Source organism: Escherichia sp. HH091_1A (assembly GCF_030295175.1).
In the GTDB taxonomy this organism is placed as follows: domain Bacteria; phylum Pseudomonadota; class Gammaproteobacteria; order Enterobacterales; family Enterobacteriaceae; genus Escherichia; species Escherichia coli_F.
Genome location: NZ_AP025747.1, coordinates 4,069,400 through 4,092,420, shown reverse-complemented (window position 1 = coordinate 4,092,420; position 23,021 = coordinate 4,069,400). Strand labels below are relative to the sequence as shown.

24 protein-coding genes, 3 tRNA genes and 4 rRNA genes are annotated in these 23,021 nt (G+C 50.0%); 23 read left to right on the top strand and 8 right to left on the bottom strand.

Features of this window, described 5'->3' with window-relative positions; genetic code table 11:
* Positions 1-4: 4 nt before the first annotated feature.
* The 10 genes from secY to arfA all read left to right on the top strand — a co-directional run bounded on the left by secY (position 5) and on the right by arfA (position 5,671).
* On the top strand, positions 5-1,336 hold the full coding sequence (secY, locus tag QUF14_RS20540) for a preprotein translocase subunit SecY (protein WP_001118861.1): 1,332 nt from the start codon (positions 5-7) through the stop codon (positions 1,334-1,336).
* A 31-nt stretch (positions 1,337-1,367) separates the two neighbouring features.
* Entirely contained in the window at positions 1,368-1,484 is a 117-nt protein-coding gene (gene rpmJ / locus QUF14_RS20535; protein WP_000868187.1) for a 50S ribosomal protein L36, read from the top strand.
* 146 nt (positions 1,485-1,630) lie between these two features.
* On the top strand, positions 1,631-1,987 hold the full coding sequence (gene rpsM, locus QUF14_RS20530) for a 30S ribosomal protein S13 (protein WP_000090775.1): 357 nt from the start codon (positions 1,631-1,633) through the stop codon (positions 1,985-1,987).
* Between the two features lie 16 nt (positions 1,988-2,003).
* A complete protein-coding gene (gene rpsK / locus QUF14_RS20525; protein ID WP_001029684.1) occupies positions 2,004-2,393 on the top strand; it encodes a 30S ribosomal protein S11 in 390 nt (129 codons plus the stop codon).
* Positions 2,394-2,426: 33 nt separating this feature from the next.
* Positions 2,427-3,047 carry a 30S ribosomal protein S4 gene (gene rpsD, locus QUF14_RS20520; protein ID WP_000135224.1) on the top strand — a complete coding sequence of 207 codons (621 nt, stop codon included), beginning with the start codon at positions 2,427-2,429 and terminating at the stop codon, positions 3,045-3,047.
* Between the two features lie 25 nt (positions 3,048-3,072).
* Positions 3,073-4,062: a DNA-directed RNA polymerase subunit alpha gene (locus QUF14_RS20515; RefSeq protein WP_001162094.1), complete on the top strand. Its 990-nt coding sequence runs from the start codon at positions 3,073-3,075 to the stop codon at positions 4,060-4,062.
* Between the two features lie 40 nt (positions 4,063-4,102).
* Positions 4,103-4,486: a 50S ribosomal protein L17 gene (rplQ, locus tag QUF14_RS20510; protein ID WP_001216368.1), complete on the top strand. Its 384-nt coding sequence runs from the start codon at positions 4,103-4,105 to the stop codon at positions 4,484-4,486.
* A 106-nt stretch (positions 4,487-4,592) separates the two neighbouring features.
* The gene (locus QUF14_RS20505) at positions 4,593-4,961 is read left to right on the top strand and encodes a DnaJ family domain-containing protein (RefSeq protein ID WP_000266527.1); all 369 of its coding nucleotides are present in this window, start codon (positions 4,593-4,595) and stop codon (positions 4,959-4,961) included.
* 10 nt (positions 4,962-4,971) lie between these two features.
* The gene (gene zntR / locus QUF14_RS20500) at positions 4,972-5,397 is read left to right on the top strand and encodes a Zn(2+)-responsive transcriptional regulator (protein ID WP_000285606.1); all 426 of its coding nucleotides are present in this window, start codon (positions 4,972-4,974) and stop codon (positions 5,395-5,397) included.
* 55 nt (positions 5,398-5,452) lie between these two features.
* Positions 5,453-5,671 carry an alternative ribosome-rescue factor ArfA gene (arfA, locus tag QUF14_RS20495; RefSeq protein WP_000092702.1) on the top strand — a complete coding sequence of 73 codons (219 nt, stop codon included), beginning with the start codon at positions 5,453-5,455 and terminating at the stop codon, positions 5,669-5,671.
* Here the strand turns inward: arfA and mscL are convergent.
* From mscL to def, 5 genes are all read right to left on the bottom strand, one after another.
* Positions 5,668-6,078 carry a large-conductance mechanosensitive channel protein MscL gene (gene mscL, locus QUF14_RS20490; protein WP_000022442.1) on the bottom strand — a complete coding sequence of 137 codons (411 nt, stop codon included), beginning with the start codon at positions 6,076-6,078 and terminating at the stop codon, positions 5,668-5,670. The genes arfA and mscL overlap by 4 nt on opposite strands.
* 129 nt (positions 6,079-6,207) lie before the next feature.
* The gene (gene trkA, locus QUF14_RS20485; RefSeq protein ID WP_000691382.1) at positions 6,208-7,584 is read right to left on the bottom strand and encodes a Trk system potassium transporter TrkA; all 1,377 of its coding nucleotides are present in this window, start codon (positions 7,582-7,584) and stop codon (positions 6,208-6,210) included.
* Between the two features lie 21 nt (positions 7,585-7,605).
* Positions 7,606-8,895 (bottom strand): 16S rRNA (cytosine(967)-C(5))-methyltransferase RsmB, encoded by a 1,290-nt coding sequence (rsmB, locus tag QUF14_RS20480; protein WP_000744789.1) that lies wholly within the window; start codon positions 8,893-8,895, stop codon positions 7,606-7,608.
* Positions 8,896-8,945: 50 nt separating this feature from the next.
* Complete coding sequence (gene fmt, locus QUF14_RS20475; RefSeq protein ID WP_000004452.1) at positions 8,946-9,893, bottom strand: methionyl-tRNA formyltransferase; 948 nt, start codon at positions 9,891-9,893, stop codon at positions 8,946-8,948.
* A gap of 14 nt (positions 9,894-9,907) precedes the next feature.
* The gene (def, locus tag QUF14_RS20470) at positions 9,908-10,417 is read right to left on the bottom strand and encodes a peptide deformylase (RefSeq protein ID WP_000114984.1); all 510 of its coding nucleotides are present in this window, start codon (positions 10,415-10,417) and stop codon (positions 9,908-9,910) included.
* A gap of 129 nt (positions 10,418-10,546) precedes the next feature.
* Between def and dprA the strand changes: the two genes are divergently transcribed.
* The 6 genes from dprA to QUF14_RS20440 are packed head-to-tail and all read left to right on the top strand — an operon-like array spanning position 10,547 to position 14,341.
* Complete coding sequence (dprA, locus tag QUF14_RS20465) at positions 10,547-11,671, top strand: DNA-protecting protein DprA (RefSeq protein ID WP_000228564.1); 1,125 nt, start codon at positions 10,547-10,549, stop codon at positions 11,669-11,671.
* Positions 11,643-12,116, top strand: a complete 474-nt coding sequence (gene smg, locus QUF14_RS20460) for a DUF494 family protein Smg (RefSeq protein WP_000460672.1) — start codon at positions 11,643-11,645, stop codon at positions 12,114-12,116. The genes dprA and smg overlap by 29 nt, the downstream gene beginning before the upstream one ends.
* Before the next feature lie 28 nt (positions 12,117-12,144).
* Positions 12,145-12,687, top strand: a complete 543-nt coding sequence (locus tag QUF14_RS20455) for a DNA topoisomerase family protein (RefSeq protein ID WP_001129728.1) — start codon at positions 12,145-12,147, stop codon at positions 12,685-12,687.
* A gap of 4 nt (positions 12,688-12,691) precedes the next feature.
* Positions 12,692-13,264, top strand: coding sequence for an L-threonylcarbamoyladenylate synthase type 1 TsaC (gene tsaC / locus QUF14_RS20450; RefSeq protein ID WP_001353637.1), 573 nt, complete (start codon positions 12,692-12,694; stop codon positions 13,262-13,264).
* A gap of 4 nt (positions 13,265-13,268) precedes the next feature.
* The gene (gene aroE / locus QUF14_RS20445) at positions 13,269-14,087 is read left to right on the top strand and encodes a shikimate dehydrogenase (protein WP_000432883.1); all 819 of its coding nucleotides are present in this window, start codon (positions 13,269-13,271) and stop codon (positions 14,085-14,087) included.
* Positions 14,084-14,341, top strand: coding sequence for a DUF1488 family protein (locus QUF14_RS20440; protein ID WP_001070585.1), 258 nt, complete (start codon positions 14,084-14,086; stop codon positions 14,339-14,341). The genes aroE and QUF14_RS20440 overlap by 4 nt, the downstream gene beginning before the upstream one ends.
* On the opposite strand, the gene QUF14_RS20435 is transcribed toward QUF14_RS20440, so the two are convergent.
* Positions 14,317-14,871 (bottom strand): gamma carbonic anhydrase family protein, encoded by a 555-nt coding sequence (locus tag QUF14_RS20435; protein WP_001286209.1) that lies wholly within the window; start codon positions 14,869-14,871, stop codon positions 14,317-14,319. The two genes, QUF14_RS20440 and QUF14_RS20435, sit on opposite strands and share 25 nt — an antisense overlap.
* A gap of 472 nt (positions 14,872-15,343) precedes the next feature.
* Here QUF14_RS20435 and QUF14_RS20430 point away from each other — a divergent pair.
* The 7 genes from QUF14_RS20430 (at position 15,344) to rrf (QUF14_RS20400) (ending at position 20,924) form a co-directional block, all read left to right on the top strand.
* Positions 15,344-16,885 (top strand): 16S ribosomal RNA (locus QUF14_RS20430).
* Positions 16,886-16,953: 68 nt separating this feature from the next.
* Positions 16,954-17,030, top strand: a tRNA-Ile gene (locus tag QUF14_RS20425).
* A 42-nt stretch (positions 17,031-17,072) separates the two neighbouring features.
* A tRNA-Ala gene (locus QUF14_RS20420) sits at positions 17,073-17,148 on the top strand.
* Between the two features lie 183 nt (positions 17,149-17,331).
* Positions 17,332-20,236: ribosomal RNA gene (locus QUF14_RS20415) — 23S ribosomal RNA — on the top strand.
* A gap of 188 nt (positions 20,237-20,424) precedes the next feature.
* Positions 20,425-20,540, top strand: a 5S ribosomal RNA gene (rrf, locus tag QUF14_RS20410).
* A gap of 153 nt (positions 20,541-20,693) precedes the next feature.
* A tRNA-Thr gene (locus QUF14_RS20405) sits at positions 20,694-20,769 on the top strand.
* 39 nt (positions 20,770-20,808) lie between these two features.
* Positions 20,809-20,924, top strand: a 5S ribosomal RNA gene (rrf, locus tag QUF14_RS20400).
* The 16S, 23S and 5S rRNA genes sit together here with 3 tRNA genes alongside, the layout of an rRNA operon.
* A gap of 219 nt (positions 20,925-21,143) precedes the next feature.
* Here the strand turns inward: rrf (QUF14_RS20400) and QUF14_RS20395 are convergent.
* Positions 21,144-21,902 (bottom strand): amino acid ABC transporter ATP-binding protein, encoded by a 759-nt coding sequence (locus tag QUF14_RS20395; protein ID WP_000078354.1) that lies wholly within the window; start codon positions 21,900-21,902, stop codon positions 21,144-21,146.
* Positions 21,903-21,909: 7 nt separating this feature from the next.
* Positions 21,910-23,013, bottom strand: a complete 1,104-nt coding sequence (locus tag QUF14_RS20390; RefSeq protein ID WP_001298587.1) for an amino acid ABC transporter permease — start codon at positions 23,011-23,013, stop codon at positions 21,910-21,912.
* Positions 23,014-23,021 lie beyond the last annotated feature (8 nt).

Sequence of the window (23,021 nt, the reverse complement as noted above, 5' to 3'; positions counted from 1 at the left end):
GCAGATGGCTAAACAACCGGGATTAGATTTTCAAAGTGCCAAAGGTGGCTTAGGCGAGCTGAAACGCAGACTGTTGTTTGTTATCGGTGCGCTGATTGTGTTCCGTATTGGCTCTTTTATTCCGATCCCTGGTATTGATGCCGCTGTACTTGCCAAACTGCTTGAGCAACAGCGAGGCACCATCATTGAAATGTTTAACATGTTCTCTGGTGGTGCTCTCAGCCGTGCTTCTATCTTTGCTCTGGGGATCATGCCGTATATTTCGGCATCGATCATTATCCAGCTGCTGACGGTGGTTCACCCAACGTTGGCAGAAATTAAGAAAGAAGGGGAGTCTGGTCGTCGTAAGATCAGCCAGTACACCCGCTACGGTACTCTGGTGCTGGCAATATTCCAGTCGATCGGTATTGCTACCGGTCTGCCGAATATGCCTGGTATGCAAGGCCTGGTCATTAACCCGGGCTTTGCATTCTACTTCACCGCTGTTGTAAGTCTGGTCACAGGAACCATGTTCCTGATGTGGTTGGGCGAACAGATTACTGAACGAGGTATCGGCAACGGTATTTCAATCATTATCTTCGCCGGTATTGTCGCGGGACTCCCGCCAGCCATTGCCCATACTATCGAGCAAGCGCGTCAAGGCGACCTGCACTTCCTCGTGTTGCTGTTGGTTGCAGTATTAGTATTTGCAGTGACGTTCTTTGTTGTATTTGTTGAGCGTGGTCAACGCCGCATTGTGGTAAACTACGCGAAACGTCAGCAAGGTCGTCGTGTCTATGCTGCACAGAGCACACATTTACCGCTGAAAGTGAATATGGCGGGGGTAATCCCGGCAATCTTCGCTTCCAGTATTATTCTGTTCCCGGCGACCATCGCGTCATGGTTCGGGGGCGGTACTGGTTGGAACTGGCTGACAACAATTTCGCTGTATTTGCAGCCTGGGCAACCGCTTTATGTGTTACTCTATGCGTCTGCAATCATCTTCTTCTGTTTCTTCTACACGGCGTTGGTTTTCAACCCGCGTGAAACAGCAGATAACCTGAAGAAGTCCGGTGCATTTGTACCAGGAATTCGTCCGGGAGAGCAAACGGCGAAGTATATCGATAAAGTAATGACCCGCCTGACCCTGGTTGGTGCGCTGTACATTACCTTTATCTGCCTGATCCCGGAGTTCATGCGTGATGCAATGAAAGTACCGTTCTACTTCGGTGGGACCTCACTGCTTATCGTTGTTGTCGTGATTATGGACTTTATGGCTCAAGTGCAAACTCTGATGATGTCCAGTCAGTATGAGTCTGCATTGAAGAAGGCGAACCTGAAAGGCTACGGCCGATAATTGGTCGCCCGAGAAGTTACGGAGAGTAAAAATGAAAGTTCGTGCTTCCGTCAAGAAATTATGCCGTAACTGCAAAATCGTTAAGCGTGATGGTGTCATCCGTGTGATTTGCAGTGCCGAGCCGAAGCATAAACAGCGCCAAGGCTGATTTTTTCGCATATTTTTCTTGCAAAGTTGGGTTGAGCTGGCTAGATTAGCCAGCCAATCTTTTGTATGTCTGTGCGTTTCCATTTGAGTATCCTGAAAACGGGCTTTTCAGCATGGAACGTACATATTAAATAGTAGGAGTGCATAGTGGCCCGTATAGCAGGCATTAACATTCCTGATCATAAGCATGCCGTAATCGCATTAACTTCGATTTATGGCGTCGGCAAGACCCGTTCTAAAGCCATCCTGGCTGCAGCGGGTATCGCTGAAGATGTTAAGATCAGTGAGCTGTCTGAAGGACAAATCGACACGCTGCGTGACGAAGTTGCCAAATTTGTCGTTGAAGGTGATCTGCGCCGTGAAATCAGCATGAGCATCAAGCGCCTGATGGATCTTGGTTGCTATCGCGGTTTGCGTCATCGTCGTGGTCTCCCGGTTCGCGGTCAGCGTACCAAGACCAACGCACGTACCCGTAAGGGTCCGCGCAAACCGATCAAGAAATAATCGGGGTGATTGAATAATGGCAAAGGCACCAATTCGTGCACGTAAACGTGTAAGAAAACAAGTCTCTGACGGCGTGGCTCATATCCATGCTTCTTTCAACAACACCATCGTGACTATCACTGATCGTCAGGGTAACGCGTTGGGTTGGGCAACAGCCGGTGGTTCCGGTTTCCGTGGTTCTCGCAAATCCACTCCGTTTGCAGCTCAGGTTGCAGCAGAGCGTTGCGCTGACGCCGTGAAAGAATACGGCATCAAGAATCTGGAAGTTATGGTTAAAGGTCCGGGTCCAGGCCGCGAATCTACTATTCGTGCTCTGAACGCCGCAGGTTTCCGCATCACTAACATTACTGATGTGACTCCGATCCCTCATAACGGTTGTCGTCCGCCGAAAAAACGTCGCGTATAACGCCTCGTTTTCCAGGTTTGTTGGAGAAAGAAAATGGCAAGATATTTGGGTCCTAAGCTCAAGCTGAGCCGTCGTGAGGGCACCGACTTATTCCTTAAGTCTGGCGTTCGCGCGATCGATACCAAGTGTAAAATTGAACAAGCTCCTGGCCAGCACGGTGCGCGTAAACCGCGTCTGTCTGACTATGGTGTGCAGTTGCGTGAAAAGCAAAAAGTTCGCCGTATCTATGGTGTGCTGGAGCGTCAGTTCCGTAACTACTACAAAGAAGCAGCACGTCTGAAAGGCAACACCGGTGAAAACCTGTTGGCTCTGCTGGAAGGTCGTCTGGACAACGTTGTATACCGTATGGGCTTCGGTGCCACTCGTGCAGAAGCACGTCAGCTGGTTAGCCATAAAGCAATTATGGTAAACGGTCGTGTTGTTAACATCGCTTCTTATCAGGTTAGTCCGAATGACGTTGTAAGCATTCGTGAGAAAGCGAAGAAGCAGTCTCGCGTGAAAGCCGCTCTGGAGCTGGCTGAGCAGCGTGAAAAGCCAACCTGGCTGGAAGTTGATGCTGGCAAGATGGAAGGTACGTTTAAGCGTAAGCCGGAGCGTTCTGATCTGTCTGCGGACATTAACGAACACCTGATCGTCGAGCTTTACTCCAAGTAAAGCTTAGTACCAAAGAGAGGACACAATGCAGGGTTCTGTGACAGAGTTTCTAAAACCGCGCCTGGTTGATATCGAGCAAGTGAGTTCGACGCACGCCAAGGTGACCCTTGAGCCTTTAGAGCGTGGCTTTGGCCATACTCTGGGTAACGCACTGCGCCGTATTCTGCTCTCATCGATGCCGGGTTGCGCGGTGACCGAGGTTGAGATTGATGGTGTACTACATGAGTACAGCACCAAAGAAGGCGTTCAGGAAGATATCCTGGAAATCCTGCTCAACCTGAAAGGGCTGGCGGTGAGAGTTCAGGGCAAAGATGAAGTTATTCTTACCTTGAATAAATCTGGCATTGGCCCTGTGACTGCAGCCGATATCACCCACGACGGTGATGTCGAAATCGTCAAGCCGCAGCACGTGATCTGCCACCTGACCGATGAGAACGCGTCTATTAGCATGCGTATCAAAGTTCAGCGCGGTCGTGGTTATGTGCCGGCTTCTACCCGAATTCATTCGGAAGAAGATGAGCGCCCAATCGGCCGTCTGCTGGTCGACGCATGCTACAGCCCTGTGGAGCGTATTGCCTACAATGTTGAAGCAGCGCGTGTAGAACAGCGTACCGACCTGGACAAGCTGGTCATCGAAATGGAAACCAACGGCACAATCGATCCTGAAGAGGCGATTCGTCGTGCGGCAACCATTCTGGCTGAACAACTGGAAGCTTTCGTTGACTTACGTGATGTACGTCAGCCTGAAGTGAAAGAAGAGAAACCAGAGTTCGATCCGATCCTGCTGCGCCCTGTTGACGATCTGGAATTGACTGTCCGCTCTGCTAACTGCCTTAAAGCAGAAGCTATCCACTATATCGGTGATCTGGTACAGCGTACCGAGGTTGAGCTCCTTAAAACGCCTAACCTTGGTAAAAAATCTCTTACTGAGATTAAAGACGTGCTGGCTTCCCGTGGACTGTCTCTGGGCATGCGCCTGGAAAACTGGCCACCGGCAAGCATCGCTGACGAGTAACCAGATCACAGGTTAAGGTTTTACTGAGAAGGATAAGGTCATGCGCCATCGTAAGAGTGGTCGTCAACTGAACCGCAACAGCAGCCATCGCCAGGCTATGTTCCGCAATATGGCAGGTTCACTGGTTCGTCATGAAATCATCAAGACGACTCTGCCTAAAGCGAAAGAGCTGCGCCGCGTAGTTGAGCCGCTGATTACTCTTGCCAAGACTGATAGCGTTGCTAATCGTCGTCTGGCATTCGCCCGTACTCGTGATAACGAGATCGTGGCAAAACTGTTTAACGAACTGGGCCCGCGTTTCGCGAGCCGTGCCGGTGGTTACACTCGTATTCTGAAGTGTGGCTTCCGTGCAGGCGACAACGCGCCGATGGCTTACATCGAGCTGGTTGATCGTTCAGAGAAAGCAGAAGCTGCTGCAGAGTAATCTGAAGCAACGTAAAAAAACCCGCCCCGGCGGGTTTTTTTATACCCGTAGTATCCCCACTTATCTACAATAGCTGTACTCTTTTTGTTCATCCCCTGGAGTATTTATGTGGTTACTTGACCAGTGGGCAGAGCGTCATATTACTGAGGCACAATCCAAAGGTGAGTTTGATAACCTACCTGGTAGCGGCGAACCATTAATCCTGGATGATGATTCCCACGTGCCACCAGAATTACGTGCGGGGTATCGCTTGTTGAAGAATGCTGGTTGCTTACCGCCAGAACTTGAGCAACGGAGGGAAGCAATTCATCTTATGGATATCCTCGAAGGTATCCGTCACGATGATCCGCAATATCAAGAGATTAGTCGTCGATTGTCATTACTGGAGTTAAAGCTGCGACAAGCAGGATTGAGTACCGATTTTTTACGCGGCGATTATGCTGACAAGTTGTTGAATAAAATCAACGATAACTAGTGGAGTATGTATGTATCGCATTGGTGAGCTGGCAAAAATGGCGGAAGTAACACCCGACACAATACGTTATTACGAAAAGCAGCAGATGATGGAGCATGAAGTACGTACCGAAGGTGGGTTTCGCCTGTATACCGAAAGCGATCTCCAGCGATTGAAATTTATCCGCCATGCCAGACAACTTGGTTTCAGTCTGGAGTCGATCCGCGAGTTGCTGTCGATCCGTATCGATCCTGAGCACCATACCTGTCAGGAGTCAAAAGGCATTGTGCAGGAAAGATTGCAGGAAGTCGAAGCACGGATAGCCGAGTTGCAGAGTATGCAGCGTTCCCTCCAACGCCTTAACGATGCCTGTTGTGGGACCGCCCATAGCAGTGTTTATTGCTCGATTCTTGAAGCTCTTGAACAAGGGGCGAGTGGCGTTAAGAGTGACTGTTGATTTTTTACACTGGCAGGATTACACTCGCGCCGTTAAATAACCAATTGGAGTTTTTATGAGCCGATATCAGCATACTAAAGGACAGATAAAAGATAATGCGATTGAAGCATTGCTACATGATCCTTTATTCCGACAGCGTGTAGAGAAAAATAAGAAGGGGAAAGGTAGTTACATGCGAAAAGGAAAACATGGCAATCGGGGAAACTGGGAGGCCAGTGGCAAGAACGTAAATCACTTTTTTACCACTGGCCTTCTGCTTTCAGGGGCTTTTTAAGAGCGGTTATTCTGCTCTTTCAGCAAATCACGGATCTCGGTCAGTAATACTTCTTCTTTAGTTGGTGCAGGTGCAGCTGCTGGTTCTTCTTTTTTCCGATTCAGTTTATTGATTAGCTTAATCGCCATAAAGATGGCAAAGGCCACAATCAGAAAATCAAAGACGTTTTGAATGAAGACACCGTAATGCATAACGACTGCTGGGATATCCCCTTGCGCATCGCGTAGCGTGACAGCAAACTGTTTAAAGTCGATCCCACCAATTAATAAACCCAGCGGCGGCATGATGATATCTGCAACCAGTGAAGAGACAATCTTACCGAAGGCCGCACCGATAATGACACCCACTGCCAAATCCACCACATTTCCGCGCATTGCAAATTCGCGAAATTCTTTAATAATGCTCATGTTATTCTCCCTATAAAGCCGACAATCATAAGTCTAACAAATGTTAAGCTATTTTCCTGCCGGGAATGAATTTAATTAATCCTTGAAAAGAAAAGGGAAATAATAAGGCGCCAGAAGACGCCTTATTAATTACAAGAAGAAAGGACTTGGCTGGAAGAGACGTTCGACGTCGGTAATAAACTTTTTGTCCGTCAGGAACATAATTACATGATCGCCTTGCTCAATACGCAGATTGTCATTGGCAATCATCACATCATTGCCGCGTACTACAGCACCAATAATCGTTCCTGGTGGTAGCTTGATTTCATCAATGACTCTGCCCACAACGCGTGAGGTGCTTTCATCACCGTGAGCAACAGCTTCAATAGCTTCTGCAACACCGCGGCGCAATGAGGAAACACCAACAATATCGGCTTTTCGCACGTGACTAAGCAACGCAGAAATAGTTGCTTGTTGTGGTGAAATCGCAATATCGATCACGCTCCCCTGAACCAGATCCACATAAGCGCGACGCTGGATCAATACCATCACCTTTTTCGCACCCATACGTTTGGCAAGCATGGCGGACATGATATTGGCTTCGTCATCGTTGGTGACGGCAATAAACAGATCAACTTGATCGATATGTTCTTCGGCTAGCAGTTCTTGATCCGACGCATCACCAAAAAAGACGATCGTATTCTGCAACTTTTCCGCCAGTTCGGCAGCGCGCTGCTGATTACGTTCGATGAGTTTAACGCTGTAATCTTTTTCCAGACGACGCGCCAGCCCTGCACCGATATTACCGCCGCCAACCAGCATGATCCGCTTATACGGTTTTTCCAGACGTTGCAATTCACTCATCACCGCGCGGATGTGTTGCGAAGCGGCAATAAAGAACACTTCATCACCAGCTTCAACAATGGTCGAACCTTGCGGACGAATAGGGCGATCGTGGCGGAAAATGGCTGCCACACGAGTATCGATATGCGGCATATGTTCGCGCATGGTCGAAAGTGCATTACCAATCAGTGGGCCGCCATAATAGGCTTTAACCACAGCCAGGCTGACTTTACCCTCAGCGAAGTTCACTACCTGCAGCGCGCCGGGATACTCAATCAGTCGGTAAATATTATCGATAACCAGCTGCTCTGGTGCGATCAGATGATCAATCGGTACAGCATCTGAATGAAATAGCTTATCGGCATCGCGCACGTAGTCTGGTGAGCGGATACGAGCGATGCGATTAGGGGTGTTGAAAAGTGAGTAGGCTACCTGGCAGGCAACCATATTGGTTTCATCTGAACTGGTTACAGCAACCAGCATATCGGCGTCGTCGGCACCTGCCTCCCGCAATACGCGTGGATGAGAGCCATGCCCCTGCACGACTCGCAGGTCAAATTTATCCTGCAAGGTCCGCAGACGCTCACCGTTGGTATCGACAACAGTAATATCGTTGTTCTCGCCAACCAGGTTTTCCGCCAGTGTGCCGCCAACCTGGCCGGCACCCAGAATGATAATTTTCATCAGTCGCGACCCGTTATCTCATCACTTTTTGATTAGCTTAGCGTAAAAGAAGCCGTCGCCCTCTTCGGCACCAGGCAGATTTTGCTTACCTGGTTGTTCTGGTGTTCCGGTTTCGCAAAGCATTGCATCTTCTGTGCGTTGCAGAAAGGCTTTAATTTGTTGGCTATTCTCTTCCGGTAACACTGAACAGGTGGCATAGACCAGGGTTCCACCGGATTTTAAATGCGGCCAGATGGCGTCGAGAATTTCAGACTGCAACTGCGCGAGTTCAGGGATATCGCGATCGCGGCGTAACCATTTAATATCCGGATGGCGACGAATCACACCGGTTGCTGAACAAGGCGCATCTAATAAAATGCGATCAAACTGTTGCTCGCCACACCATTGGGAAGGGTAGCGGCCATCACCTTGTTTCACGGTCGCCTTCATACCAAGGCGTTTTAAATTGTCGTAAACGCGAGAGAGGCGCTGTTCGTCAATATCAACCGCAAGAACCTGCGCTTCTGGTGCCACCTCAAGGATATGCGTTGTTTTACCGCCGGGGGCAGCGCAAAGATCCAGAATGTGTTCACCGTTTTGTGGCGCAAGCCAGGCCATGCAACCTTGTGCTGATGCATCCTGAACGGTAACCCATCCTTCTTCAAAACCTGGTAGCACATGAACAGGTGCAGGTGTTTCCAGCCGTACAGCATCAGGGTAATCCGTATGCGGGAAGCCTTTCATTCCTGCTTCATCCAGTAAGGTAAGCCAGCTGTCGCGAGAATGATGCGTGCGATTAATGCGCAGCCACATTGGCGGACGCTGGTTATTGGCTTCAACGATAGATTGCCAATGCTCTGGGTACGCTTTTTGCAGACGCTTCAGTAACCAGGAAGGATGCAGATAACGTGCATCACTGGCATTAAACTCGGCTAATAACTCTTCTTGCTGACGTTGGAACTGGCGTAACACACCGTTAATCAACCCTTTAAGTTGAGGGCGCTTAATTGCGACAGCGCCTTCAACCGTTTCAGCCAGCGCGGCATGAGGTGGAATACGGGTATAAAGCAGTTGATACAAACCAACCATAATCAAGTAATGCACGGTCCGCTGCTTGCCGGTCATCGGACGGGCCATTAACTTATTAATCAGCCAGTCTAACTGTGAGAGCGTACGCAGTACGCCAAAGCACAACTCCTGAAGAAGCGCTTTGTCTTTATCGGAAACTTTTTGCTGGAGCGGTGGCAGAATGTTGCTTAATGATTGCCCTTGCTCGACGACTTGTTCAACGGCCTGTGCCGCCATACTACGTAAATTACGTTGTTTTTTCATAAATATAAAATAAAAATGCCCGGCAAGACCGGGCTTAGAAGAGTGGACTATCAGGCCAGACGGTTGCCCGGAACAAACCATTCCCGACGAGAATTCAGGAGGTCTTGCGCGCTCATTGCTTTCTTACCCGCAGGTTGTAACGAGAGCAGGTTCAGGATGCCATCACCCGTCGCAACCTGAATGCCTTGTTTGTTGGCTTCAAGGATCGTTCCTGGGGCAGCGTTGGTTGCCGTATCAATGACCGATGCTTTCCAGACTTTAACCGGCTGTCCTTCAATTTCCAGCCAGCTCATCGGCCACGGATTAAAAGCGCGAATGCAGCGTTCAAGCTGTGCTGCCGAGAGTGACCAGTCAATACACGCTTCTTCTTTACTCAACTTTTCGGCGTAAGTGACAAGAGTTTCGTCCTGAACTTCTGGTTTCGCCGTGCCGTCTGCCAGTTGTTTCAATGTGGTGATAAGCCCTTGTGGGCCAAGCTCTGCCAGCTTGTCGTACAGCGTACCACTGGTATCTTCTGCAGTAATCGGGCAGGAGAGCTTATAGAGCATGTCACCGGTGTCTAAACCAACATCCATTTGCATAATGGTCACACCAGTTTCTGCATCACCCGCCCATAGTGAGCGTTGGATTGGTGCAGCACCGCGCCAGCGTGGCAGCAGTGAACCATGAACGTTGATACAGCCAAGACGCGGCATCTCCAGCACAGCTTTCGGCAGAATTAAACCATAGGCAACGACGACCATAACATCAGCCTGCAGGTCGGCGACCAGTTGCTGGTTTTCTTGTGGACGCAGGGAAACAGGTTGAAAAACGGGCAGACCTTTTTCCTCAGCCAGAACTTTAACCGGGCTGGGCATCAGTTTTTTACCGCGTCCTGCCGGTCGGTCTGGCTGGGTGAACACGCCAACGACGTTATGACCAGAAGACAACAGCGCGTCGAGATGACGCGCTGCAAAGTCAGGTGTACCCGCAAAAATAATACGTAGTGATTCTGACACGTTAATTCTTATCCTTAAGCCCGGGCTTTCAGACGATCCAGTTTTTCAACTTTCTGACGAATACGTTGTTGTTTCAGCGGTGACAGATAATCCATAAACAGTTTGCCGACCAGGTGATCCATCTCATGCTGAATACAGATGGCTAACAGACCGTCTGCTTCCAGTTCAAATGGTTTACCGTCGCGGTCCAGGGCGCGAATTTTAACTTTCTCTGCGCGTGGCACTAAAGCACGTTGTTCAGGGATCGACAGGCAACCTTCTTCAATGCCTGTTTCGCCGCTTTTTTCTAAAAGCTCCGGATTGATTAACACCAGCCGTTCGTCACGGTTTTCCGAAACATCAATAACAATGATACGTTGATGGATATCAACCTGGGTTGCCGCCAGGCCAATACCTTCTTCTGCGTACATCGTCTCGAACATATCATCGACGATACGCTGAATTTCTGCATTCACTTCTTCTACCGGTTTAGCAACTTTGCGAAGCCGCTCGTCCGGAATATGTAACACTTGCAAAACTGACATAAATCTCCAGAGATGTGTTCAGGAGTTAGAAAGATTATTTCTTCTATTCTAGACAAATCCCCCTCTGATTGACAGCATCACTGACCAATCGCAAAGATTGCTAAGACTGCTTATGGCAGGGAGATAAGGATGGTCGATACAGAAATTTGGCTGCGTTTAATGAGCGTCAGCAGCTTGTACGGCGATGATATGGTCCGTATAGCTCACTGGCTGGCAAAACAGTCGCATATTGATGCGGTTGTATTGCAGCAAACAGGGCTTACATTGCGGCAGGCACAACGCTTTCTTTCATTTCCGCCAAAGAGTATTGAGAGCTCACTTTGTTGGTTGAATCAACCAAACCATCATTTAATCTCAGCGGATAGTGAATTTTATCCTTCCCAACTTCTGGCGACAGCAGATTACCCCGGTGCGCTGTTTGTTGCTGGAGAACTGCGCGCATTGCATTCATTTCAGCTTGCTGTAGTGGGGAGTCGGGCGCATTCATGGTATGGCGAACGCTGGGGACGATTATTTTGCGAAACTCTGGCGACGCGTGGAGTGACAATTACGAGTGGACTGGCGCGAGGAATCGATGGTGTGGCGCATAAAGCGGCCTTGCAGGTGAATGGCGTCAGCATTGCTGTATTGGGGAATGGACTTAATACCATTCATCCCCGCCGCCATGCCCGGCTGGCTACCAGTCTGCTTGAACATGGCGGAGCTCTCGTCTCGGAATTTCCCCTCGATGTTCCACCTCTTGCTTACAATTTCCCGCGAAGAAATCGCATTATCAGTGGTCTAAGTAAAGGTGTACTTGTGGTGGAAGCTGCTTTGCGCAGTGGTTCGCTGGTGACAGCGCGTTGTGCGCTTGAACAGGGGCGAGAAGTTTTTGCCTTGCCAGGTCCAATAGGGAATCCGGGAAGCGAAGGGCCTCACTGGTTAATAAAACAAGGTGCGATTCTTGTGACGGAACCGGAAGAAATTCTGGAAAACTTGCAATTTGGATTGCACTGGTTGCCAGACGCGCCTGAAAATTCATTTTATTCACCAGATCAGGAAGACGTGGCATTGCCATTTCCTGAGCTCCTGGCTAACGTAGGAGATGAGGTAACACCTGTTGACGTCGTCGCTGAACGTGCCGGCCAACCTGTGCCAGAGGTAGTTACTCAACTACTCGAACTGGAGTTAGCAGGATGGATCGCAGCTGTACCCGGCGGCTATGTCCGATTGAGGAGGGCATGCCATGTTCGACGTACTAATGTATTTGTTTGAAACCTATATTCACACAGAAGCTGAGTTGCGTGTGGATCAAGACAAACTTGAACAGGATCTTACCGACGCAGGATTTGATCGAGAAGATATCTACAATGCACTGCTTTGGCTGGAAAAGCTTGCGGATTATCAGGAAGGACTGGCAGAACCGATGCAACTGGCCTCTGATCCACTCTCCATGCGTATTTATACCCCTGAAGAGTGTGAAAGACTGGATGCCAGCTGCCGTGGTTTTCTGCTTTTCCTTGAGCAAATTCAGGTGCTTAACCTTGAAACCCGTGAAATGGTGATAGAGCGAGTGCTCGCGCTGGATACCGCTGAGTTCGACCTGGAAGACCTGAAATGGGTAATCCTGATGGTGTTGTTCAATATTCCGGGCTGCGAAAATGCGTACCAGCAAATGGAAGAATTACTCTTTGAAGTGAATGAAGGTATGCTGCATTAATCATTTCTTTAATTCAGCATAAGTTGTTATGGCGAAATCAGCACTGTTCACGGTGCGTAATAATGAGTCCTGCCCAAAGTGCGGGACTGAACTGGTTATTCGATCCGGGAAACACGGTCCGTTTCTTGGATGCTCACAGTATCCGGCGTGTGACTACGTCCGTCCTCTGAAATCTTCAGCGGATGGACATATCGTCAAAGTTCTGGAGGGACAGATTTGCCCTGCATGCGGCGCAAATCTGGTCTTACGCCAGGGGCGCTTTGGTATGTTTGTTGGTTGCAGTAACTATCCTGAATGCGAACATACCGAACTTATCGATAAACCGGACGAAACAGCAATTACATGTCCTCAATGTCGGACGGGCCATCTGGTCCAGCGCCGCTCCCGTTATGGCAAAACATTTCATTCCTGTGATCGCTACCCGGAGTGTCAATTTGCCATTAACTTCAAACCTATAGCCGGAGAATGCCCTGAGTGTCATTATCCGCTACTCATCGAAAAGAAAACCGCGCAGGGTGTAAAACACTTTTGTGCCAGTAAACAATGTGGAAAGCCGGTTTCGGCGGAATAATAACGTGAATAATAACCTGCAAGGAGACGCTATCGCAGCTGCGATAGATGTCCTCAATGAAGAACGTGTCATCGCCTATCCCACGGAAGCCGTTTTCGGTGTCGGGTGCGATCCTGATAGCGAAACAGCAGTGATGAGACTGTTGGAACTAAAACAGCGTCCGGTTGATAAGGGGCTGATTTTAATCGCGGCAAATTACGAGCAGCTTAAACCCTATATTGATGACTGCATGCTGACTGATGCGCAGCGTGAAACCATTTTTTCTCGCTGGCCAGGTCCCGTCACCTTTGTCTTTCCCGCGCCTGCGACAACACCGCGCTGGTTGACAGGCCGCTTTGATTCGCTTGCTGTACGAGTCACCGACCATCCGTTGGTGGTTGCTTTGTGCCAGGCTTATGGTAAACCGCTGGTTTCTACCAGTGCCAACTTGAGTGGATTGCCGCCTTGTCGAACAGTAGACGAAGTTCGCGCACAATTTGGCGCAGCGTTCCCGGTTGTGCCTGGTGAAACGGGAGGGCGTTTAAATCCTTCAGAAATCCGCGATGCCCTGACGGGTGAACTGTTTCGACAGGGGTAACATAATGGAAAACTATGCTGTTTTTGGTAATCCAATAGCCCACAGCAAATCGCCATTCATTCATCAGCAATTTGCTCAGCAATTGAATATTGAACATCCCTATGGGCGCGTGCTGGCACCTATCAATGATTTCATTAACACACTGAACGCTTTCTTTAGTGCTGGTGGTAAAGGAGCGAATGTGACGGTGCCTTTTAAAGAAGAGGCCTTTGCCAGAGCTGATGAACTTACTGAACGGGCAGCGTTGGCTGGTGCTGTTAATACCCTCAAGCGGTTAGAAGATGGACGCCTGCTGGGTGACAATACCGATGGCGTAGGCTTGTTAAGCGATCTGGAACGTCTGTCTTTTATCCGCCCTGGTTTACGTATTCTACTCATCGGCGCTGGTGGGGCGTCTCGTGGTGTATTACTTCCACTCCTTTCTCTGGACTGCGCGGTGACAATCACTAATCGGACGGTATCCCGCGCGGAAGAGTTGGCTAAATTGTTTGCGCACACGGGCAGTATTCAGGCGTTGGGTATGGACGAACTGGAGGGGCATGAGTTCGATCTCATTATTAATGCAACATCCAGTGGCATCAGTGGTGATATTCCCGCGATCCCGGCATCGCTCATTCATTCAGGCATGTGTTGCTATGACATGTTCTATCAGAAAGGAAAAACACCTTTTCTGGCATGGTGTGAGCTGCGAGGTTCAAAGCGTAATGCGGATGGATTGGGGATGCTGGTGGCACAGGCGGCTCATGCCTTTCTTCTCTGGCACGGTGTTCTGCCTGACATAGAACCAGTTATAAAGCAATTGCAGGAGGAGTTGTCCGCGTGAATCAGGCCATCCAGTTTCCGGACAGGGAAGAGTGGAACGAGAGTAAAAAATGCGTTTGTTTTCCCGCTCTTGTAAATGGTATGCAGCTCACTTGCGCTATTACTGGAGAGAGTCTGGCGAACCGCTTTGCAGGAGATACGCCAGAACAGTGGTTAGCGAGTTTTCGTCAGCATCGCTGGGACCTGGAAGAAGAAGCAGAAAGCTTGATTCAGGATCAAAGCGAAGATGATCAAGGTTGGGTTTGGTTACCCTGATCCAGATACTCGTCCTTCCATTTCACGTAGTTATTCGCGGAATAGCGTAATCCGGCCTTCTCTTCATCACTTAACGGGCGGATCTGTTTGACGGGGCTACCGAGATACAGATATCCGCTCTCCAGCCGTTTATTTTGTGGTACCAGGCTACCCGCACCAATCATCACATCATCTTCTACTATTGCACCATCAAGTAAAATTGATGCCATCCCAACCAACACTCGATTGCCAATGGTACAGCCGTGGAGCATCACCTTATGACCAACAGTGACATCTTCGCCAATGGTTAATGGGTTGCCATCTGGGTTGTATGAGGACTTATGGGTGACATGCAACATACTGCCATCCTGGATATTGGTGCGTGCTCCAATCTGTACATAATGTACATCACCACGAATCACAACGAGTGGCCAGATCCCCACATCATCAGCCAAACGAACGTCACCGATCACTACACTACTATCGTCGATCATTACGCGCTGACCGATTTGTGGAAAAAGATCGCGGTATGGGCGTAAAACATCAGACATACTTACCTCAACAATAAATGATTTACTAATGACTTTGGGTGCATTATTGGCCTTGTGCAAGTCTTTTAGTATGCAAAAAAGCACCGTTTTGTGTGCGAATGCAGCAAAAAGGGTGAAAAAACAACAAACAGAAAAAAAGATCAAAAAAGTACTTGTGCAAAAAAATGGGATCCCTATAATGCGCCTCCGTTGAGACGACAATGTGAAACACTTCACAAGATGGTCGGAACAACGAAGAGAAAAAATCCTGAAATTCAGGGTTGACTCTGAAAGAGGAAAGCGTAATATACGCCACCTCGCGACAGTGAGCTGAAAGCCGCGTCGCAACTGCTCTTTAACAATTTATCAGACAATCTGTGTGGGCACTCGAAGATACGGATTCTTAACGTCGCAAGACGAAAAATGAATACCAAGTCTCAAGAGTGAACACGTAATTCATTACGAAGTTTAATTCTTTGAGCATCAAACTTTTAAATTGAAGAGTTTGATCATGGCTCAGATTGAACGCTGGCGGCAGGCCTAACACATGCAAGTCGAACGGTAACAGGAATCAGCTTGCTGATTTGCTGACGAGTGGCGGACGGGTGAGTAATGTCTGGGAAACTGCCTGATGGAGGGGGATAACTACTGGAAACGGTAGCTAATACCGCATAACGTCGCAAGACCAAAGAGGGGGACCTTCGGGCCTCTTGCCATCGGATGTGCCCAGATGGGATTAGCTAGTAGGTGGGGTAACGGCTCACCTAGGCGACGATCCCTAGCTGGTCTGAGAGGATGACCAGCCACACTGGAACTGAGACACGGTCCAGACTCCTACGGGAGGCAGCAGTGGGGAATATTGCACAATGGGCGCAAGCCTGATGCAGCCATGCCGCGTGTATGAAGAAGGCCTTCGGGTTGTAAAGTACTTTCAGCGGGGAGGAAGGGAGTAAAGTTAATACCTTTGCTCATTGACGTTACCCGCAGAAGAAGCACCGGCTAACTCCGTGCCAGCAGCCGCGGTAATACGGAGGGTGCAAGCGTTAATCGGAATTACTGGGCGTAAAGCGCACGCAGGCGGTTTGTTAAGTCAGATGTGAAATCCCCGGGCTCAACCTGGGAACTGCATCTGATACTGGCAAGCTTGAGTCTCGTAGAGGGGGGTAGAATTCCAGGTGTAGCGGTGAAATGCGTAGAGATCTGGAGGAATACCGGTGGCGAAGGCGGCCCCCTGGACGAAGACTGACGCTCAGGTGCGAAAGCGTGGGGAGCAAACAGGATTAGATACCCTGGTAGTCCACGCCGTAAACGATGTCGACTTGGAGGTTGTGCCCTTGAGGCGTGGCTTCCGGAGCTAACGCGTTAAGTCGACCGCCTGGGGAGTACGGCCGCAAGGTTAAAACTCAAATGAATTGACGGGGGCCCGCACAAGCGGTGGAGCATGTGGTTTAATTCGATGCAACGCGAAGAACCTTACCTGGTCTTGACATCCACGGAAGTTTTCAGAGATGAGAATGTGCCTTCGGGAACCGTGAGACAGGTGCTGCATGGCTGTCGTCAGCTCGTGTTGTGAAATGTTGGGTTAAGTCCCGCAACGAGCGCAACCCTTATCCTTTGTTGCCAGCGGTCCGGCCGGGAACTCAAAGGAGACTGCCAGTGATAAACTGGAGGAAGGTGGGGATGACGTCAAGTCATCATGGCCCTTACGACCAGGGCTACACACGTGCTACAATGGCGCATACAAAGAGAAGCGACCTCGCGAGAGCAAGCGGACCTCATAAAGTGCGTCGTAGTCCGGATTGGAGTCTGCAACTCGACTCCATGAAGTCGGAATCGCTAGTAATCGTGGATCAGAATGCCACGGTGAATACGTTCCCGGGCCTTGTACACACCGCCCGTCACACCATGGGAGTGGGTTGCAAAAGAAGTAGGTAGCTTAACCTTCGGGAGGGCGCTTACCACTTTGTGATTCATGACTGGGGTGAAGTCGTAACAAGGTAACCGTAGGGGAACCTGCGGTTGGATCACCTCCTTACCTTAAAGAACTGTACTTTGCAGTGCTCACACAGATTGTCTGATGAAAATGAGCAGTAAAATCTCTACAGGCTTGTAGCTCAGGTGGTTAGAGCGCACCCCTGATAAGGGTGAGGTCGGTGGTTCAAGTCCACTCAGGCCTACCAAATTTGCACCGCAAATTTGAAGAGGTTTTAACTACATGTTATGGGGCTATAGCTCAGCTGGGAGAGCGCCTGCTTTGCACGCAGGAGGTCTGCGGTTCGATCCCGCATAGCTCCACCATCTCTGTAGTGATTAAATAAAAAATACTTCAGAGTGTACCTGCAAAGGTTCACTGCGAAGTTTTGCTCTTTAAAAATCTGGATCAAGCTGAAAATTGAAACACTGAACAACGAGAGTTGTTCGTGAGTCTCTCAAATTTTCGCAACACGATGATGAATCGAAAGAAACATCTTCGGGTTGTGAGGTTAAGCGACTAAGCGTACACGGTGGATGCCCTGGCAGTCAGAGGCGATGAAGGACGTGCTAATCTGCGATAAGCGTCGGTAAGGTGATATGAACCGTTATAACCGGCGATTTCCGAATGGGGAAACCCAGTGTGATTCGTCACACTATCATTAACTGAATCCATAGGTTAATGAGGCGAACCGGGGGAACTGAAACATCTAAGTACCCCGAGGAAAAGAAATCAACCGAGATTCCCCCAGTAGCGGCGAGCGAACGGGGAGGAGCCCAGAGCCTGAATCAGTGTGTGTGTTAGTGGAAGCGTCTGGAAAGGCGCGCGATACAGGGTGACAGCCCCGTACACAAAAATGCACATATTGTGAGCTCGATGAGTAGGGCGGGACACGTGGTATCCTGTCTGAATATGGGGGGACCATCCTCCAAGGCTAAATACTCCTGACTGACCGATAGTGAACCAGTACCGTGAGGGAAAGGCGAAAAGAACCCCGGCGAGGGGAGTGAAAAAGAACCTGAAACCGTGTACGTACAAGCAGTGGGAGCCTCTTTATGGGGTGACTGCGTACCTTTTGTATAATGGGTCAGCGACTTATATTCTGTAGCAAGGTTAACCGAATAGGGGAGCCGAAGGGAAACCGAGTCTTAACTGGGCGTTAAGTTGCAGGGTATAGACCCGAAACCCGGTGATCTAGCCATGGGCAGGTTGAAGGTTGGGTAACACTAACTGGAGGACCGAACCGACTAATGTTGAAAAATTAGCGGATGACTTGTGGCTGGGGGTGAAAGGCCAATCAAACCGGGAGATAGCTGGTTCTCCCCGAAAGCTATTTAGGTAGCGCCTCGTGAATTCATCTCCGGGGGTAGAGCACTGTTTCGGCAAGGGGGTCATCCCGACTTACCAACCCGATGCAAACTGCGAATACCGGAGAATGTTATCACGGGAGACACACGGCGGGTGCTAACGTCCGTCGTGAAGAGGGAAACAACCCAGACCGCCAGCTAAGGTCCCAAAGTCATGGTTAAGTGGGAAACGATGTGGGAAGGCCCAGACAGCCAGGATGTTGGCTTAGAAGCAGCCATCATTTAAAGAAAGCGTAATAGCTCACTGGTCGAGTCGGCCTGCGCGGAAGATGTAACGGGGCTAAACCATGCACCGAAGCTGCGGCAGCGACGCTTATGCGTTGTTGGGTAGGGGAGCGTTCTGTAAGCCTGCGAAGGTGTACTGTGAGGTATGCTGGAGGTATCAGAAGTGCGAATGCTGACATAAGTAACGATAAAGCGGGTGAAAAGCCCGCTCGCCGGAAGACCAAGGGTTCCTGTCCAACGTTAATCGGGGCAGGGTGAGTCGACCCCTAAGGCGAGGCCGAAAGGCGTAGTCGATGGGAAACAGGTTAATATTCCTGTACTTGGTGTTACTGCGAAGGGGGGACGGAGAAGGCTATGTTGGCCGGGCGACGGTTGTCCCGGTTTAAGCGTGTAGGCTGGTTTTCCAGGCAAATCCGGAAAATCAAGGCTGAGGCGTGATGACGAGGCACTACGGTGCTGAAGCAACAAATGCCCTGCTTCCAGGAAAAGCCTCTAAGCATCAGGTAACATCGAATCGTACCCCAAACCGACACAGGTGGTCAGGTAGAGAATACCAAGGCGCTTGAGAGAACTCGGGTGAAGGAACTAGGCAAAATGGTGCCGTAACTTCGGGAGAAGGCACGCTGATATGTAGGTGAAGCGACTTGCTCGTGGAGCTGAAATCAGTCGAAGATACCAGCTGGCTGCAACTGTTTATTAAAAACACAGCACTGTGCAAACACGAAAGTGGACGTATACGGTGTGACGCCTGCCCGGTGCCGGAAGGTTAATTGATGGGGTTAGCGGTAACGCGAAGCTCTTGATCGAAGCCCCGGTAAACGGCGGCCGTAACTATAACGGTCCTAAGGTAGCGAAATTCCTTGTCGGGTAAGTTCCGACCTGCACGAATGGCGTAATGATGGCCAGGCTGTCTCCACCCGAGACTCAGTGAAATTGAACTCGCTGTGAAGATGCAGTGTACCCGCGGCAAGACGGAAAGACCCCGTGAACCTTTACTATAGCTTGACACTGAACATTGAGCCTTGATGTGTAGGATAGGTGGGAGGCTTTGAAGTGTGGACGCCAGTCTGCATGGAGCCGACCTTGAAATACCACCCTTTAATGTTTGATGTTCTAACGTTGGCCCGTAATCCGGGTTGCGGACAGTGTCTGGTGGGTAGTTTGACTGGGGCGGTCTCCTCCTAAAGAGTAACGGAGGAGCACGAAGGTTGGCTAATCCTGGTCGGACATCAGGAGGTTAGTGCAATGGCATAAGCCAGCTTGACTGCGAGCGTGACGGCGCGAGCAGGTGCGAAAGCAGGTCATAGTGATCCGGTGGTTCTGAATGGAAGGGCCATCGCTCAACGGATAAAAGGTACTCCGGGGATAACAGGCTGATACCGCCCAAGAGTTCATATCGACGGCGGTGTTTGGCACCTCGATGTCGGCTCATCACATCCTGGGGCTGAAGTAGGTCCCAAGGGTATGGCTGTTCGCCATTTAAAGTGGTACGCGAGCTGGGTTTAGAACGTCGTGAGACAGTTCGGTCCCTATCTGCCGTGGGCGCTGGAGAACTGAGGGGGGCTGCTCCTAGTACGAGAGGACCGGAGTGGACGCATCACTGGTGTTCGGGTTGTCATGCCAATGGCACTGCCCGGTAGCTAAATGCGGAAGAGATAAGTGCTGAAAGCATCTAAGCACGAAACTTGCCCCGAGATGAGTTCTCCCTGACCCTTTAAGGGTCCTGAAGGAACGTTGAAGACGACGACGTTGATAGGCCGGGTGTGTAAGCGCAGCGATGCGTTGAGCTAACCGGTACTAATGAACCGTGAGGCTTAACCTTACAACGCCGAAGATGTTTTGGCGGATTGAGAGAATTTCAGCTTGGATCCAGAGTCCGAAGGATTTTGCGCTGAGACAAGGCGGCAAATGAAGCGAAGGAAGGAGCATACTGAAGTATGTGACTGATTTTCGCGAATGCAGCCAACGCAGTATCAGCACAAAAGACACAGGACAGAGCACAGGAATTTGCCTGGCGGCCGTAGCGCGGTGGTCCCACCTGACCCCATGCCGAACTCAGAAGTGAAACGCCGTAGCGCCGATGGTAGTGTGGGGTCTCCCCATGCGAGAGTAGGGAACTGCCAGGCATCAAATTACGAAGAATGGCACTGACCTTTGAGGCAGTTCACTACTCGATAAGAGAGTAGGACAAAAGCGAAAGCTTTTGAACGTTGCGAAGCAACGGCCCGAAGGGTGAATCGCGAAGTGATTCATAAACTGCCAGGCATCAAATTAAGCGTGCTGATATGGCTCAGTTGGTAGAGCGCACCCTTGGTAAGGGTGAGGTCCCCAGTTCGACTCTGGGTATCAGCACCACTTTTTAGGTTAAAGTTCGGCAGATTAGAAAAGAATTTGTCTGGCGGCAGTAGCGCGGTGGTCCCACCTGACCCCATGCCGAACTCAGAAGTGAAACGCCGTAGCGCCGATGGTAGTGTGGGGTCTCCCCATGCGAGAGTAGGGAACTGCCAGACATCAAATAAAACAAAAGGCTCAGTCGGAAGACTGGGCCTTTTGTTTTATCTGTTGTTTGTCGGTGAACACTCTCCCGAGTAGGACAAATCCGCCGGGAGCGGATTTGAACGTTGCGAAGCAACGGCCCGGAGGGTGGCGGGCAGGACGCCCGCCATAAACTGCCAGACATCAAATCAAGCGAAAGGATGGCCTTTTTGCGTTTCGAATCCATGTACAACTTAATGGATAACCTGCGATAAAAATGCCCTCGTACGCTCCGATTTAGGATGCGCAAAAAACTCATCCGGTGTAGCTTGTTCCACTATCTCCCCACGATCCATAAAAATCACCCGATCAGCGACGGTTCGCGCAAACCCCATCTCGTGCGTTACGCACAACATTGTCATACCTGACTGCGCCAGCCCAATCATTGTATCCAGCACTTCTTTCACCATCTCCGGATCGAGCGCAGACGTAGGTTCGTCAAACAGCATGATCTTTGGTTTCATACAAAGTGAACGTGCTATGGCAACGCGTTGCTGCTGACCACCAGAAATCTGTCCGGGAAACTTCTGGGCATGTTCGACAATTCTTACTCGCTCAAGATAATGCATAGCCAGAGCTTCAGCCTCTTTCTTAGGCATCTTGCGTACCCAAATCGGTGCCAGGGTACAGTTCTGTAGAACGGTCAGATGAGGGAAGAGATTGAAATGCTGAAAGACCATTCCCACTTCCTGCCTGACACGCTCAATATTGCGGATATCTTCATTAAGTTCGATGCCATCTACCACGATTCGTCCCTGTTGATGTTCTTCCAGATGATTAATACAGCGAATGGTTGTCGATTTCCCCGAACCAGAAGGGCCACACAGAACGATTCGTTCTCCCGATTGTACGGTTAAATTAATATTTTTCAGAACATGGAATTGTCCATACCATTTATTGACGTTTTCCAGCGTAATCATCGCGTTAGCAGGTTGCAGTAAAATTTGGCTCATAGTGTCCTCAATGCGGTGTACGCCCGGTGTTAAAACGTTTTTCCAGATGTTGGCTATAACGTGACATGCTGAAACAGAAGATCCAGTAAATCAGTGCGGCGAAAACATAACCTTCCGTCGACATACCCAACCAGGCGGGATCAACGGTTGCCTGCTGAACGCTACTGAAAAGATCGAACAACCCGATGATGATCACCAGGCTGGTATCTTTGAAGAGTGCGATGATGGTATTTACCAGCCCAGGAATCACCAGCTTCAACGCCTGTGGCAGAATAACCAGCCCCTGGGTTTTCCAGTAACCCAACGCCAGCGACTCTGCCGCTTCATATTGCCCTTTAGGTAGCGCCTGTAATCCGCCTCGCACGACTTCCGCAACATATGCTGACTGAAACAGGATCACGCCAACCAGCGCGCGGATCAATTTGTCGATACTGGTGCCTTCTGCCATAAACAACGGCAGCATGACCGAAGACATAAACAGAACGGTAATCAGCGGCACACCGCGCCAGAACTCGATAAAAATGACCGATAAGATACGCACAATCGGCATATGGGAGCGGCGACCTAACGCCAGTAAGATCCCCCACGGCAGCGCCCCCGCAATCCCAACTGATGCAATAATTAAAGTTAGCGTCAGCCCGCCCCATTGCCGGGTTTCAACCCGCTCAAGACCAAGAAACCCGCCATACATCAGCCACCAGACAATCAGTGGGTAAATCACCGCCCATACCGCAATATAGCGACCGCGATGCGGGAGTATTTTCCAGAACATTGGTGCGATCGACACAAGCCCAATCAGTAATGCGAGGTTAATTCGCCAGCGTTGGTCGTGTGGGTAAAGCCCATACATAAACTGACCAAATCGTTCGTGGATGAAGACCCAACAGGCACCGGCTTTTGTGCAGTCGGCACGCGTTGAGCCAACCCAGTTAGCCTGCAAAAATGCCCAGTTCAGCAACGGTGGGATCAGTTCCCACATCAACCATATGCAGCCAATAGTCAGCAGGCTATTGCTCCAGCTGGAGAACAGATTTTTCCGCACCCACACCATCGCGCGGCTTGAGTTATGGCTCGCCGGGCGCGGGGGATGAGACAGCAATACTTTTGTCATCATGACTC